A 15672-nucleotide genomic window follows, 5' to 3' on the forward strand; every position below is an offset into this window, starting at 1 on the left:
TTCGGATACAATTTATAAAAAAAATAATAAATCGTTGTAATTTTTTATAAATCAGTTAAAAAGAAATAAAATACCGATGAAATAATAAAAAACAAAAAAGCTTGCCATTTCTGACAAGCTTTTTTTATAATTTAAAACTTTTAAATTATCCTAAAAATGGATATTTATAATCCTCTGGTGTTACAAATGTTTCTTTAATTGTTCTAACAGATGCCCAACGTAATAAGTTTTGGGCTGAACCTGCTTTGTCATTAGTTCCAGAACCTCTAGCTCCTCCAAATGGTTGCATTCCTACAACTGCACCAGTTGGTTTGTCATTAATGTAGAAGTTTCCTGCTGCGTTTTGTAGCGCTATAGTTGCTTCTTCAACCGCATAACGACACTTGCTAAATACAGCTCCAGTTAAAGCATACTCAGAAGTTTCGTCAACTAATTTCAATGTTTCAGACCATTTAGCATCTTCATAAATATAAATCGTAACTACTGGTCCGAATAATTCGGTTTCCATAGTTGTATATTTAGGATTTGAAGTTAAAATAACGGTTGGTTCAATAAAATAGCCTTTAGATTTATCATAATTTCCACCAATGATTACTTCGGCATCACTATCTTTTTTAGCTTGGTCAATGTAACGTGCTAATTTATCAAATGAAGCTTCCGAAATTACAGCAGTAATAAAATTACTCATATCTTCAGGTGAACCCATTTTCATTGATTTCATATCAGCTTCTAATTTAGCTTGAACTGCTGGCCACAAACTTTGTGGGACATAAACACGAGAAGCTGCACTACATTTTTGACCTTGGAATTCAAAAGCACCACGTGCAATTCCAACAGCTACTTGTGCTGGGTTTGCAGATGGATGTGCAACGATGAAATCTTTTCCACCTGTTTCACCAACAATTCTTGGATAAGTTTTGTAGTTGGCAATATTTTGACCAATAGTTTTCCAAATATCATTAAAAACACCAGTTGATCCTGTGAAGTGAACTCCTGCTAAATGTGGATTGTTTAAAACCACATCAGAAACCATTCCAGAGTCACCCATTACCATATTGATAACTCCATTTGGTAAGCCAGCTTCTTTGAAAACTTCCATAATTACATTAGCTGAATATACTTGTGTTGCTGCTGGTTTCCATACAACAACATTTCCCATTAATGCTGCACTTGAAGGTAAATTTCCAGCGATAGCAGTAAAATTGAATGGTGTAATAGCATATACAAATCCTTCTAATGGTCTGTATTCAACTCTGTTCCACATGTCTGATGTAGAAGCCGGTTGGTCTGCGTATATTTTTGTCATAAATTCTACGTTGTAACGTAAAAAGTCAATTAATTCACAAGCCGAATCAATTTCAGCTTGGTGAATTGTTTTGGATTGTGCAATCATAGTTGCAGCGTTGATTTTGGCACGGTATGGACCAGCTAATAATTCAGCTGCTTTTAAAAAAATTCCAGCTCTATTTTCCCAAGCCATTGCTGCCCATTTTTTGCGTGCTTCTAATGCTGAAACAATTGCTTTTTCAACTAAAGCTCTGTCGGCTTGATGATAAACTCCTACTACATGTTGGTGATCGTGTGGAGCTGTCATGTTTTTGGTATTACCTGTTTTAATTTCTTCGTTACCAATATATAAAGGAACTTCTACTTGGGAATTCCACATTTTTGAATAGGTTGCCGCAACTGCTGCTCTTTCTGGAGAACCAGGAGCATATGATTTTACAGGTTCATTAACTGCTTTTGGAACATTAAAAAATCCTTTTAACATGGTGTTGTATTTGAAAATTAAACAATTTAGTACTTTGATTTACGAATTTATCGTAAACGAATACAAAAATACAAAGTATATTTTGAATAATCGATAACAAAAGTTACGATTGATTGAAGATGTTTTGAGTTTGATTTTTGAATAAATTAATTCAATGCAAATGGCGCTCCTAATTTAAAAGCTGGAATTTCAACTTTAAAACTACGAGTAGAAGTAAAGTTTACCATATTAAAATATCCTTTCATAGCTCCAATAGGTGATGAAAGTAAACAACCTGAAGAATAAGTATGAGTTTCTCCTGGTTTTAATACAGGTTTTTTACCAATAACTCCTTCACCATCTACAATCTCAACATTGTTTAAAGCGTCATAAATTTCCCAGTGGCGAGAATTTAATTGAACAGAGTCTTTACTTTGATTTTCTATGGTTACATGGTAAGTGAAGGCAAAGTGAATCTTATAGTTTTTGAAGTATGTTCCTTCAAAACTAGTTAAAACAGAAATTTTTATGCCTCTAGTAATTTGACTAACCATTTATTTTAGTAGTGCTTTCTTTTTTCAAAATTACAAATTTTATGGTAGTTTTTGTAAAACGAATGCTAATTTTTTCATAAATAAAAGTGAATCAGCGATTTCTGTAAAAATATTCTTTAGTTTTTAATAACCTCACTGTTTGTGTTGGCAATTCCAATAACCCTGTCATATCTTTCGCTGTTACCTTTGTAATAAATGATTGCGGTGTAATTATTTTCAGTTTGATAGTGGTTGCCATCAAGTGCATTTTGGAAATCAATTTTCCCAGTTTTATCAGTTGTTATGTACTGATAATTTGTGAAACCTTGTTTTATTAATAATGCTTTTTCATAAAGACCAGTAACTTTATTGTATTCCATTTTATATTCATCTGAAATGGTGTAATTATTAAACATTCCTGAAACATAAATGTTACTATCAAAAAATGTTGGCGCTTCAACTGCAAAGTAAACCCAAGAATAATCGGCTTCAATTTCTGGATTTGTAGTATTAGCATTTGCAATAAAGAAGTTTCCATTAATATCTGGAAAATAAGTATAAGGCAGATTTTTTCTAGCCGAATTTACATATAAATAAGTATTGTAGATATTGTCTCCAGAAGTCACTTTTGAAACAGTATTATTAGTGGCTCTAATGATTTTATTGTCGATTGTATAACACTCATTTCCACCCCAAAATTGAGTTTCCTTATTGTATCTGTAAATTAATTCTGAGCCTAAAGTATACTGTGGTTTTATGTCTGTTATGCTGGTTTTCCAATTACCATTTTGAAATAAAGTTACTTTGACATTTTGAATTGGATTTTGTAAAATCTTATCGCCATAATTTATACTCATTTCTATGTTTTGTTTCGTATCGATAGTTTCAAAGTCTCTACTTCTTCGGACTAGTAAATTAACATTGACTTCTTCTTCATAAAGAATAAATCTTCTTGAAAAAACCACTTCATTTTCATCATTTAAAACGGTTAGTAAGTAATTTCCACTTTTTGTAATTCGATTAAATTTATTAGGAAAAACTTGTTTATAATGTGAATAAATTTGTAATGTGTTAAATGAATTTAGATAAGTAATAATTCGTTGATTATCCATTCCAGTTAAATATTCTGCTTTGGATAGATTTGATGGTGCAGACCAATCATAATTGTATTGTGTTATGGTGTAATAATAATCTGCTTCATCACCATATAAATCATCAAATTGCAATTCAAAAGTGTCTCCCAATTTGAAAAAAGGAATAACATTTCTACCATTTTGAACAAATGAAATTGTTTTTATATTAAAAGTAGGTTCTTGTTCATCGGCTTGTTGAGAAAATGAGCTGAAATAAACAAAAAGTAATGCAAATACACTAAAACATTTTTTCATTTGAAGCGGTTTAATAATTGTAAAAATAACAAACTAATTGAATGTCTGCAAAAACTATGCAATTATTACTGAAAATATTATTTAAAACAAACAGGAATTATTTCTCCTTTTGCTAGGCAATATTTTTCTACTAATTCTGGCAAAATAGTAGTGGTATAATCAACTTCTTCAACTTTAAAACCAATACTTCTCAGCTTGTCAAAATAATCTCTGCCGTAAACTCTTACGTGGTCGTATTGTCCAAATATTTTAGCACGTTCTTTCGGGTCGGTTATTGAATCATCTGTAAAAGTGGTAGCTCTTGATAAGTCTTGTGGAATTTGAAAAATACCCATTCCTCCAGGTTTTAAAACACGATATAATTCTTGCATAGCTTTTGTGTCATCAGGAATGTGTTCCAAAACGTGATTACATAAAACCATATCGTATGAATTATCTTCAAAAGGTAAGTTGCAAATATCTGCTTTTACATCTGCTAATGGCGAAAACAAATCAGTAGTTGTGTAATCTAAATTTGATTGTTTTTTAAAACGTTTGTAAAATTCTTGCTCGGGTGCAAAGTGTAATACTTTTTTTGGAGCTGTAAAAAAATCGGTTTCGTTTTTTAAATATAACCACAATAAACGGTGTCTTTCTAAAGAAAGTGTGCTTGGTGATAATACATTATTTCGTTGTGTTCCATAGCCATATGGTAAAAACATACGAAAACTTTTTCCATCAATTGGATCAGTAAAACGACTTCCTTTTAATAAAAATGCCAAAATCGGACGCACCACAATACTCAAGCGAATCAATATTGGACGAGGAATTGTGTTAAGTATAAGTTTGAATAATTTTTTCATTACAGCACTAAAGGTTTTTGTCTCAATCCATCTTCTTCATTGCTCACAATTCCTAAGGCTTCATAGATGTATGCAAAAGTTGATAATAATTCTGGTTTTCCGTCAACAATAGCTACGTCGTGTTCAAAATGCGCACTTGGTTTTCCGTCGGCAGTAGTAATTGTCCAACCGTCTTTGTGTTGTTTAATATTTCGTGTACCCATATTAATCATTGGTTCGATTGCAATTACCATTCCGTTGACTAATTTTTTTCCACGACCTCTTTTTCCATAGTTAGGCACTTCTGGATCTTCGTGCATTTTTCTACCTAAACCATGTCCGCATAATTCACGAACAACTCCATATCCTTGTGCTTCACAATATACTTGAACAGCGTTTCCAATATCTTCTACACGATTTCCAACTTTAGTTGCTCTAATTCCTTCGTATAAAGATTCCTTTGTGATTTTTAATAATTTTTTTGTTGCTTCAGCTACTTCACCAACTTCAAATGTATATGCATGGTCTCCATAAAAGCCATTTTTTAAAGCACCACAATCTACTGAAATAATATCTCCTTCTTGTAATGGAATGTCATTTGGGATTCCGTGAACCACCTGAGTGTTTGGACTCATGCACAATGAATTTGGGAAGCCATACATGCCCAAAAAGGCAGGCTCAGCTCCATGAGAGCGGATAAAGTCTTCTGCTAATTTGTCTAAATATAAGGTAGTTACGCCAGGTTTAATTTCCTTAGCTATCATTCCTAATGTTTTGGAAACAATCAAAGCGCTTTCACGCATTAATTCAATTTCTTCAAGGGTTTTAAGTACAATCATAATGCAAAATTTCGGAGCAAAAGTACGAATTCAATTTCAAATTCAAGGGTAATTTCAAAATTCAATTTTTATTTCATTTTTCTTACACCATTAATTCAAAACCTTTAACCAAATATGAGCAATGTCATATTTTATGATTAAATTACAGCATAATTTTGCAGTATAAATTTCATTAGGTATGGGAAAATATGTTACCGCAGCAGAAGCTGTACAAATAGTAAAAAGTGGTGATAGGGTATATGTGCAAGCAGCAGCAGCTACACCAACAATTTTAACAAAAGCATTAACTGATAGAGCTTCAGAATTGAGAGATGTTGAAGTTTGTCATTTGCATACAGAAGGTGAAGCACCTTATGCTAATCCTGAATTAGCTAAAAGTTTTCACGTGAATTCGTTTTTTATTGGTGCAAATGTGCGTCATACATTAAAGGCTGGTAATGGTTCTTATACGCCAGTTTTTTTAAGTGAATTACCACTATTATTTCGTAAAAATGTAGTGAAATTAGATGTGGCTTTTATCCATGTTTCTCCACCAGATGCACATGGGTATTGTTCATTAGGTGTTTCTGTGGAAGCAACCGTGGCAGCAATTGAAAATGCAAAAACAGTGATAGCACAAGTTAATCCGAATATGCCAAGAACATTTGGTGATGGTATATTACATGTTTCTGAAATTGATTATTTAGTAGAAGTTAATGTGCCTATTTTTGCTCACGATGTTGCTCCTTTTACGGCAGAAGAAGAAAAAATAGGAACTTATGTTGCATCATTGATTGAAAATAAGAGTACACTTCAAATGGGAATTGGTTCAATACCTAATGCAGCTTTGAGCAAATTGACCAATCATAAAGATTTAGGATTACATACCGAAATGTTTTCAGATGGTGTGATTGATTTGATTGAAAATGATGTTATTAATTGTAATTATAAAGGTACTTTGCGCGGAAGAGCTTTGGCTACATTTTTAATTGGTTCAAAACGCCTGTATGATTTTGTAGATGACAATCCGTTTATTGAAATGAAAGAATCTTCTATGGTGAATGATACGGCTCGCATTCGTAAAAATCCAAGAATGGTTTCTATTAATTCTGCAATTGAAGTAGATGTTACTGGGCAAGTTTGTGCTGATTCTATTGGAAGTACGATGTATTCTGGTGTTGGTGGACAAATGGATTTTATTCGAGGAGCTTCATTAAGTGATGGTGGAAAAGCAATTATTGCCTTGCCGTCTATTACCAAAAGAGGTGAAAGTAGAATCGTACCCTATTTAAAACAAGGAGCAGGTGTAGTTACAACAAGAGCACACGTGCACTATATTATTACAGAAAATGGAATTGCGGATTTATATGGTAAAACCTTAAGACAGCGCGTTACTGAATTAGTAAAAATTGCTCATCCATCACATCAAGAAGCTGTGGAACGCGCCTACTATGAAATGACTGGTTGTAAATAATAAAAAGTTGAGTTAGTATAAAAGAAGGCAATCGAAAGGTTGTCTTTTTTTATTTGAAATTTTTTAGTAATTCCGGAATTCATTTAAAAATTCTTCAAAAAACTAACTTTTTGATTTTGAATTTTTTAACAAAAAACAGTTGTTTATGAAAATATTTCAAAGTTTAACCTTTTCACAACATTAAATAGTCTACCTTTGTATGGAATTAAATTTTTCATAGATGAACATTTTTGTAGGAAGTCTTCCTTTCAGTGTAGAGGAAGCAGATTTAAGAGGTTATTTTGAAGAGTATGGAGCTGTAGAATCAGTTAAAATTATCTCTGATAAATTTACCGGAAGAAGTAAAGGATTTGGATTTGTTGAAATGGCTAATGACGCTGAGGCTCAAAAAGCAATCGACGAATTAAACGGTGGAACTATCGAAGGTAGAAAAATCGTTGTTAACAAATCTGAACCAAAACCAGAAGGAGAAAGAAGAAGCTTCGATCGTAATTCAGGTGGAAGAGGTGGTTACTCTAACAATAGAGATAACAACTCAAGAAGTCGTTACTAATATTTTTTGGATATAAAACGAAAAAAAACCTTCGCATTGCGAAGGTTTTTTAGTTTATTGTTATAATAACGAATGACAAGTCATTACTTCTGGTTTTTCAATTCCCATTAACTCTAAAATAGTAGGAGCAATGTCGCCTAAAACACCATTTTGAATATTCTTTAATTCTTTATCAACCAAAATAATTGGAACTGGATTCGTTGTATGTGCTGTATTTGGCGATCCATCTGGATTTATCATCGTTTCGCAATTCCCATGGTCGGCGATGATTATTGTGGTGTAATTGTTTTCTAAAGCAGTTTCAACTACTTCTTTTACGCAAACATCAACGGCTTCGCAAGCTTTAATTGCTGCTTCCATTACGCCTGTGTGACCCACCATATCACCATTGGCAAAGTTTAAACAAACAAAATCAACTTCGCCTTTTTTAAGTTCTTCAACTAAAGCATCTTTAAGTTCAAAAGCACTCATTTCAGGCTGTAAATCGTAAGTAGCTACTTTTGGAGAATTTTTCAAAATACGTGTTTCGCCTACAAAAGGTTCTTCTCTTCCACCAGAAAAGAAAAAGGTTACGTGCGGATATTTCTCAGTTTCGGCAATACGAATTTGTTTTTTATTGGCTTTTTCTAAAACTTCTCCAAGTGTTTCTGTGATGTTGTCCTTGTCGTAAATTACGTGAACATTTTCATATGTTTCATCGTAATTGGTCATCGTAACATAATACAAATTCAATTTGTGCATATTGAATTCGTGAAAATCTTTTTGTGATAAAACTTCGGTTAATTCTCTTCCTCTATCTGTTCTGAAATTGAAGAAAATCACTACATCATCTTGTTGAATTTTTGCAACTGGATTGTTGTTTCCATCAACCATCACAATAGGTTGAATAAATTCGTCGGTTACATCATTTGCATAACTTTCGTTAATACTTGCAACTGCATTTTTTGAGTGAGTTCCTTCCGCATTTACTACTAAATCGTATGCTAATTTTACTCTTTCCCAACGCTTATCTCGGTCCATTGCGTAGTATCTTCCAATTACAGAAGCTAATTTTGCATTGGTATTTTGAAGATAATTTTCTAAATCTGAAATATATTTTACTCCCGATTTCGGATCTACATCACGACCATCTGTAAACGCATGAACAAACATTTTTTGAACACCACTTTCTTGTGCTGCATCAATTAAACCTCTTAAATGAGAAGTATGAGAATGCACGCCGCCATCTGAAACTAATCCTAAAAAGTGAATGGCTTTGTTGTTTTTTATAGCGTAATTAAATGCATCCACAAGTGGTTTTTCATGACTCATGGTTTTGTGTTCTACTGCTAAATTTAGTTTGGCTAAATCTTGATAAACAATTCGTCCAGCACCTAAATTCATGTGACCTACTTCTGAATTTCCCATTTGTCCTTCAGGTAAGCCTACGTTTAAACCATCGGTTCTTAGCTGTGCGTTTGGGTATTTGGTATATAAACTATCAATGAAAGGCGTGTTAGCATTGTCAATTGCAGAAACTTTCGGGTCAGGAGATTTTCCCCAACCGTCTAAGATCATTAAAATTACTTTTTTGTTCATGGTTTTGTGTTTGTACAAAGATAAGCAATTGGTGATTTTTTGAATCAAAAAGCAACTTAAAATTACGAAAACGATTAAGCTATTTACCCTTTTCTAAACCAGTTTTTAGCTTGGTTATAATCTATAAAATAGCGCACACTAATAGATAAAACATGATTCAAATTGTTGTCAAATAAGTTGGAGAAATTTGAACCAAAATTCTTGTTTATTGTACGATCAAAAGTGGCAGCATTATTTCTGTACAATATTGACATTTGGCTACCAGGCGCAAACCACCATGAATAGGATAAGTCTAAATTCCAACTGCTGAAATTTGAGTTTTTATTATTCGTATAAGTTGTATTAGGCGATAAGCTCCCATCAGCGTTTAATGTGTTTATTTGATTGTTTTCTGCCAATGACCAATAATGCCTTACAGATAAATTAAAGTTCATTACGCTACTAATTGAAAATTTACTTGTTAGTGCATTCGTAAAAGTATTTCTGTCTCTTCGAGCAAAAATGATATCATTGTTTTCAAAATCAATAAAGCCTATGTCGTTTTGCTGTCTAAAATAATCAAAACTGTATACCAATGAAAATTTGTCATTAAATCGATATCTTGGGCTTACATTGATTCCAGCTTCATATCTGTTTTGATTTAAAACATGTGTAATATATGGATTTATATCTAATGCAAATTTATTGTTGTAATTTGAAGAAAAATAAAACCAACCACCTAAATTTTCTGGATTTACAAAAAAGCGATTGGCTACACGAGGTTCATAATAATCATAATTTTTAAACGGATTAAAATTAATTCCTCCGCCAAAAAAGTGATTTTTTTTGTTTGTTGAATTAATATTTACATTAAAATTACTCGACTGAATTTGATTTGTTGGCTTATAAAATTCAAAATAAGAATTCAAATTGATTCTAAAAGTATTAAATGTTTTATTTGGATTTAATATGCGATAATTTGAATTTCCATAGATTGCATAATAATTTGTTTTGAAATTAATTCCTAAGTCGTTGTTATCAAAATCTTTAGATATAAAATCACCACCAATACTATGTCTGAATTTACCACTGGTTTCAGCTAAATAAAGAGATGCATTTATTCCATTAGTGTTTTTAACATCATTAATACTACTCGATTTTAGACCTCCTGAAACATTGTATTTATTTGTTTTGTTATTTAAATCGAATAACAACCCTGTTACGTTAGCGTCTCTAAAGTTTCCATTTCGAGTGACATTAGTATTAATAAAAGTAACAGATGAATTTTTATTAAATCGCTGATCAAAAACGGTAACATTATAATTGGTTAAAGGGGAAACAACAACTTGTCTAGTTGAATTATTATCAGAATTTGAAACACTAGCAGTAGTTTTTTCTGTGATTGCATTCAAGAATCCAATTCCCATTCCGTCTTTATCGCGGCCCGAAATTTTCATTGCATTTAATAAATTAATTGCGCTTGGAAATTCATTAATAAATTCATTATCTGCTAAATTTAAATTCAAATCGGGTGTTTGTCCAATTCTTCTTGAATATAATAAATTTCCTTTGCTAAATAGATCTGTTCCTTCTGTAAAGAAAGGCCTATTTTCATTAAATTGTTGTTCAAAAGGACCTAAATTTAAAATCACATTATCAAATTTTGTTTGACCAAAATCGGGAACTAAAATAGCATCTAACGTGAAAGCATCATTGATGCCATATTTAACATCTAATCCTCCTTTGAATTCTCCTTTTGTTTTTTGAGCGTCGCTAGCATTTAAATAAAATGAAGAATAAGGAATCAAAAATAATCTGGTAGGTGTTTTAATGTTTTTAATACCATTTAAAACTCCAGCTTGTTGAATTACGGCTCCAATTTTTGAATCTACGTGTGTCCATGTATAAACGCGTCTTTCACGTTTAATTTCCCGAACAAAGTTTAATCCCCAAGTTTGAACAGATTCTGGAGAAAAACGCAATGCTGCATATGGAATTTTCATCTCTACAACCCACCCAAAATCAGTGATTTTTACTTTACTATCCCAGATTGCATTCCATGAAAAATCTTCTCCTATTTGTTCTGTAGCCAAACAATCTAGTTGTCCTCCTGCTGCTGTAAGGAAAAAGCGAAAATCTTGTTGACCATCATTATAACCATTTATAAATATTCCGAAAGCATCTGTTGTACCAAAGTCGTCACGTTCAGTAATTTCTTTCATAATTTTTGCAGGTTCATCATCATAAAGTAAAGCGCCTACATATATTGCTTCATCATCATACAATATTTTGACTTCCGTTTTTTTCTTTTCATCAATAGGTTTCCCATTATCAGGTTCAAACATTACAAAATCAGTAGCAATTTCGGCATTTTTCCATGAGGCTTCGTTTAAATCTGCATCGATAGTGACAGACTCATTTGTTTTATTTGTAGTAATGCTTTTTTTTGTTTGTGAAAACGAAAAAAACGAAGCGGTTATGCAAAAAAGTAGTGTAATACTGAATTTGTATGTCATATAGATGAAATTAAAGCGCAAAATTATGTGATTATTATATAGGTCTACTTTTTTTGTATAATGTTTAACTTTTTTTAAAATAATCGATGAAATACATAAAATTTCGATAAAAAACACTTTTTTATTTGTTTATTAAAAAATAATAAATATATTTGGCACTTTCAACAACAATATAACTACAAGATTAACAATGATTTACAAGTTTTTACCGCTTATTTTATTTTGTATTTTTTCGTTCAAGCCTTTAAATACGGCTGATGTGAAAAGAAATGTTATTTTAAACACAGATCCAAAATTAGTAGCTGCAAATACAAAAGCAACTTTAGAAACAAAGTGTAAAACTTTTTACACTACTATTGATGCTAATAATTTATCATTACCAAAATTTGATAGTTTTTTTGCTGCATTTCAAGGATATGAGCAATTAAAAGCACAAGGAAAAATTACAAATGAGATTTTAACAGTAATCGATTTCAGCTTATCTTCTAAAGAAGAAAGAATGTGGGTTATTGATATGAAATCACAAAAAGTAATCTTGAAATCATTAGTAGCACACGGTAGAAATTCGGGTGTTGAATTTGCTACCAATTTTTCAAATGAAAATGAATCATTCAAAAGTAGTTTAGGTTTTTATGTAACAGGTGAGGTGTACCAAGGAAAACACGGAATGTCATTACGTTTAGATGGAATGGAATATGGAATTAATGATAATGCTAGAAATAGAGCGGTAGTTATTCATGGAGCAGATTATGTAAGCAAAAAATTAGCTAACACACAAGGTTATATAGGAAGAAGCCAAGGTTGTCCAGCGGTTCCTTATGAAATACACAAACAATTAATTGAAACAATTAAAGAGAAATCGTGTATTTTTATTTATCACCCTTCAAGAAATTACACGGTTAAATCGAAGTTAGTTTCATAAATGTAGATTTAATTTTAAGTTGTCATTTATGTAATCGCTTTTATCTATTGGTTTTGCTTACGCAAAGTTTTTTAATCGCGATTCCTTAATTTTAAAAACAATTCTTTGTCAAGTTCATAAATGTCGGTTCTAAATTGTAATTGATTATTTTCTAACCAACTTGTCCAATAAAAAATATGAATATTTACAGTGTCTTTAACAGACACTGTTTTTGTTTTTTCTCGTTTTATAATAGAATCTATTTCAGGAGAATCCCATTTTTTTGGATTTTCTTTTACTAAGATTTTTTTTGCCAAAACTAAAGGATTTTCAATTCTAACACATCCAGAACTTAACGAACGATAGGTTTTTACAAAATAATCGCGATGATTTGTATCGTGTAAATAAACTAAGTGACTGTTTGGAAAGTTAAATTTTACTAACCCAAGCGAATTATTATAGCCAGGTTTTTGAACATAACGATAACTATTGGCTTTTGCAGGATTCCATTCGTATGGGCTTACTTCAACTCCTTTATTGTTGAAAATTGTTAATTTTCGAGAAGAAAAATAATTTCTGTTTTTTGTAGCACTTGGAGTTAAATCTTCTTTTATGATTGTTGGAGGAATTGTCCAAGTAGGATTGAAAACAAAATTAGAAAGCTTTGAAGTTAGTATAGGTGTTCTTCTTTTTGGAGTTCCAACAACTGTTCTGTGTGTAGCAATAGTGTCGTTATCAACAACGTAGTTTAACATATATTCAGGAAGATTTACAATTAAGTATTGTTTTCCTAAATCTGTTGGATACCAGCGCCATCTTTCTAAATTTGCAAAAATTTGTTCTCTTCTTTCGTTTTTAGTAACATTTAAAGCGTTTAATGTTCCTTTTCCAATAACACCATCTTGTAATAACCCATGACGTCCTTGAAATTTTTTAATTGCTTTAAAAGTCAGCGTATCATATGCCCATGTGAAAATACTATCTGGGTTTTTGTAATCGTTCCAATAACTTAATCTTTTTTTGATTTTCACCATTTCTGGCAAGGTGTCGTTAAGTTGAATTTTTTCCTTTTTAGTTTCAATTTTAGTAAAAGTAACATTTGGAAATTTATCCAATTCAATTAAGCTTTTTTTAAGTAATTGATAAACTATGTGGTTTGGTTTTAATTCCTTAAAGGTTGACGCAACTGTTTTTTTTGTTATAGCTTTTTCTAACAGCGGTGAAAGTGCAATTTCTTTAGGCTTCAAATCCCAATCTTTGTAAAGTTCTTTAGGATTTAACTTGCCTTTGTGTAAATGAAGGGCTAATTTTTCAAAAGATTCTGTTAGTAAAATATCATATTTAACAATATCTTCATCAGAGAGTTCTTTTCTTTTTTTTTCTAAATTTTCAATAAACTCAAATGAATAATCTACTGGATTTAAGCCTTCTTGATAACAAAATTTGATTTCGTTGATTAGGTCATTTCGGTTTTCATCTAAATACCAAATTTCGTGAAAGTTCAACTTTTGATAATATATTTTTAAACTATCTGATTTACCTTCAAGAAGTTCAGGATTAACAGGCCTGATGATTACATTATGTATAGTGTCTTTAATAATGCTGTCATCAAAAGCAATAGTTTTTGCTTCTTTTTTACAAGAAACTAGAATTGATAGTAGGAGTAGAGTAGTAATTATTTTCATAGCGAAAATCCATTTGGACGTATAAATGTAATAAAAATCTTTTTAATTTTTCTTATACATTACAAAATGGATGCCAACATCTGGAATATCAAATGAGTTTCCAACGATTTTAAATCCTGATTTTGTATAAAAAGAAACTGCTTTTTCACGTGCGTTGAACCAAATTAAATTCGCTTTTTCTTCCCAACAATATTTTTCAGCAGCCTTTAATAGTTGTTCCCCATAGCCTTTGTTTTGAAAGTTTTCTAAAACCGCCATGCCTCTAATTTGAAATTGTATTTCATCTATAAAAAGAAGTGAATTTGTTTTATAAACAGAAACAACTCCAATTATTTTTTCGTTTTCAAACAATCCAAAATGTGTTGTTGAAGAATCGTTATCGCCATTAAAATAGCAGGTTTCTATTGGTTTTCCTTTTCTTAATACTTCCTGACGAATAGTGTAAGTCTCAAAAGTGGTAATTTTTTTAGTAATAAACATTTTCTAACTATTTATATTTTAACGAATTAAGAAAAATGAAATGAACATCAACAAATTTATAACAAATGAATTAAAAAAATGTGCATAAAAATTTGCAATTAAAAAAACTTTTGAAGTATATTTGCACCCACAAAATAAGTATATATGTGCTTTTTTGTAATGCGGAAGTAGCTCAGTTGGTAGAGCTCCAGCCTTCCAAGCTGGTTGTCGCGAGTTCGAGCCTCGTCTTCCGCTCCAAAACAAGATAAAGTTTTAAAAATTATCATCTGCGGAAGTAGCTCAGTTGGTAGAGCTCCAGCCTTCCAAGCTGGTTGTCGCGAGTTCGAGCCTCGTCTTCCGCTCTATAAAAAAGCCTTGCAATTGCAAGGCTTTTTTTATTTCAATTCATTGAGTTCGGTTTCTGGAACTACTTCAATTGGATTTTCATTTCTTTTGAAAATACGAGCAGTTAAATTTCCTTTTAATTTTATTGAATCTCCTTTTACGGCTAACCAGCTTCCTTCTCTCAATCCAACAACAGGTTGCGGATTAAAATGATGAAATTCATTAATTCTCGTTTCACGTGTTTCGCCCATATGGGTTGAACCTTCAATTGGGTCTAAGTAATGTGGATTAATATTAAAAGAAACTAATCCTAAGGTTCTAAAACTTGGCGGATACACAATTGGCATATCGTTAGTTGTGCTCATTGTTAATCCACAGATGTTGCTTCCGGCGCTTGTGCCAAGATATGGTGTGCCGTTTTTAACTACTTTTTCTAAAGTGTCAATTATATTGTTTTTATACAATTGACTTACTAATAAAAAAGTGTTTCCGCCACCAGTAAATATTCCGTTAGCATTTTCAATGGCAGTAATTGGGTTTTCAAATTCGTGAATTCCTTTAACTGAAATGTTAATTTTTGCAAAAGCTTCAGCTACTTTTTTGGTGTAATTTTCATGTGTAATGCCGCTAGGACGTGCATAAGGTATAAAAATTATTTCTGAACAATTTTGAAAAAACAGCTTCAATTCGGGTAATAAATATGCTAAATAATCGCCATTGTGTAATGTTGAGGTGCTCGCAATAATTATGTTTTTCATGAATGTTTTTTTTGCAAATTTACAAGATTGTATTAACATAAGTTTATCATCTTGTTAGGATTTCATTTTGATGGCTCATAAGTACATTTACAAAATATTATTTGGCGGTAATTT

13 protein-coding genes and 2 tRNA genes are annotated in these 15672 nt (G+C 31.5%); 5 read left to right on the plus strand and 10 right to left on the minus strand.

Features of this window, described 5'->3' with window-relative positions; translation table 11 throughout:
- Window positions 1-145: 145 nt before the first annotated feature.
- The 5 genes from pruA to map all read right to left on the minus strand — a co-directional run bounded on the left by pruA (window position 146) and on the right by map (window position 5331).
- Window positions 146-1771: an L-glutamate gamma-semialdehyde dehydrogenase gene (gene pruA / locus G4L40_RS06770; RefSeq protein WP_166236449.1), complete on the minus strand. Its 1626-nt coding sequence runs from the start codon at window positions 1769-1771 to the stop codon at window positions 146-148.
- 146 nt (window positions 1772-1917) lie between these two features.
- The gene (apaG, locus tag G4L40_RS06775) at window positions 1918-2304 is read right to left on the minus strand and encodes a Co2+/Mg2+ efflux protein ApaG (RefSeq protein ID WP_166236450.1); all 387 of its coding nucleotides are present in this window, start codon (window positions 2302-2304) and stop codon (window positions 1918-1920) included.
- 116 nt (window positions 2305-2420) lie between these two features.
- Complete coding sequence (locus tag G4L40_RS06780) at window positions 2421-3671, minus strand: type IX secretion system plug protein (protein ID WP_166236451.1); 1251 nt, start codon at window positions 3669-3671, stop codon at window positions 2421-2423.
- A 77-nt stretch (window positions 3672-3748) separates the two neighbouring features.
- On the minus strand, window positions 3749-4513 hold the full coding sequence (locus G4L40_RS06785) for a class I SAM-dependent methyltransferase (RefSeq protein WP_166236452.1): 765 nt from the start codon (window positions 4511-4513) through the stop codon (window positions 3749-3751).
- Window positions 4513-5331: a type I methionyl aminopeptidase gene (gene map, locus G4L40_RS06790; RefSeq protein ID WP_166236453.1), complete on the minus strand. Its 819-nt coding sequence runs from the start codon at window positions 5329-5331 to the stop codon at window positions 4513-4515. Before map ends, G4L40_RS06785 begins: the two co-directional genes overlap by 1 nt.
- 178 nt (window positions 5332-5509) lie before the next feature.
- Here map and G4L40_RS06795 point away from each other — a divergent pair, with 178 nt between their 5' ends.
- Together G4L40_RS06795 and G4L40_RS06800 are read left to right on the plus strand one after the other, a co-directional pair.
- Complete coding sequence (locus tag G4L40_RS06795; protein WP_166236454.1) at window positions 5510-6784, plus strand: acetyl-CoA hydrolase/transferase family protein; 1275 nt, start codon at window positions 5510-5512, stop codon at window positions 6782-6784.
- Window positions 6785-7004: 220 nt separating this feature from the next.
- A complete protein-coding gene (locus G4L40_RS06800) occupies window positions 7005-7337 on the plus strand; it encodes an RNA recognition motif domain-containing protein (RefSeq protein ID WP_111566080.1) in 333 nt (110 codons plus the stop codon).
- Between the two features lie 60 nt (window positions 7338-7397).
- Here the strand turns inward: G4L40_RS06800 and gpmI are convergent, their stop codons facing one another.
- Together gpmI and G4L40_RS06810 are read right to left on the minus strand one after the other, a co-directional pair.
- Window positions 7398-8915: a 2,3-bisphosphoglycerate-independent phosphoglycerate mutase gene (gene gpmI, locus G4L40_RS06805; RefSeq protein ID WP_166236455.1), complete on the minus strand. Its 1518-nt coding sequence runs from the start codon at window positions 8913-8915 to the stop codon at window positions 7398-7400.
- Between the two features lie 83 nt (window positions 8916-8998).
- Window positions 8999-11410: a DUF5916 domain-containing protein gene (locus G4L40_RS06810; protein WP_166236456.1), complete on the minus strand. Its 2412-nt coding sequence runs from the start codon at window positions 11408-11410 to the stop codon at window positions 8999-9001.
- 259 nt (window positions 11411-11669) lie between these two features.
- On the opposite strand from G4L40_RS06810, the gene G4L40_RS06815 reads away from it, so the two are divergent.
- Window positions 11670-12332: a murein L,D-transpeptidase catalytic domain family protein gene (locus tag G4L40_RS06815; protein WP_317163942.1), complete on the plus strand. Its 663-nt coding sequence runs from the start codon at window positions 11670-11672 to the stop codon at window positions 12330-12332.
- 71 nt (window positions 12333-12403) lie between these two features.
- On the opposite strand, the gene G4L40_RS06820 is transcribed toward G4L40_RS06815, so the two are convergent.
- The gene (locus G4L40_RS06820) at window positions 12404-13996 is read right to left on the minus strand and encodes a L,D-transpeptidase family protein (protein WP_166236458.1); all 1593 of its coding nucleotides are present in this window, start codon (window positions 13994-13996) and stop codon (window positions 12404-12406) included.
- Between the two features lie 42 nt (window positions 13997-14038).
- Window positions 14039-14476, minus strand: coding sequence for a GNAT family N-acetyltransferase (locus tag G4L40_RS06825; RefSeq protein WP_166236459.1), 438 nt, complete (start codon window positions 14474-14476; stop codon window positions 14039-14041).
- A 161-nt stretch (window positions 14477-14637) separates the two neighbouring features.
- Between G4L40_RS06825 and G4L40_RS06830 the strand changes: the two genes are divergently transcribed.
- Window positions 14638-14713: transfer RNA gene (locus G4L40_RS06830), tRNA-Gly, on the plus strand.
- Between the two features lie 31 nt (window positions 14714-14744).
- Window positions 14745-14817, plus strand: a tRNA-Gly gene (locus G4L40_RS06835).
- A 33-nt stretch (window positions 14818-14850) separates the two neighbouring features.
- Here G4L40_RS06835 and pepE read toward each other — a convergent pair.
- The gene (gene pepE / locus G4L40_RS06840; RefSeq protein WP_166236460.1) at window positions 14851-15558 is read right to left on the minus strand and encodes a dipeptidase PepE; all 708 of its coding nucleotides are present in this window, start codon (window positions 15556-15558) and stop codon (window positions 14851-14853) included.
- Window positions 15559-15672 lie beyond the last annotated feature (114 nt).

It is taken from the genome of Flavobacterium celericrescens, from assembly GCF_011392075.1.
GTDB classification, from domain to species: domain Bacteria; phylum Bacteroidota; class Bacteroidia; order Flavobacteriales; family Flavobacteriaceae; genus Flavobacterium; species Flavobacterium celericrescens.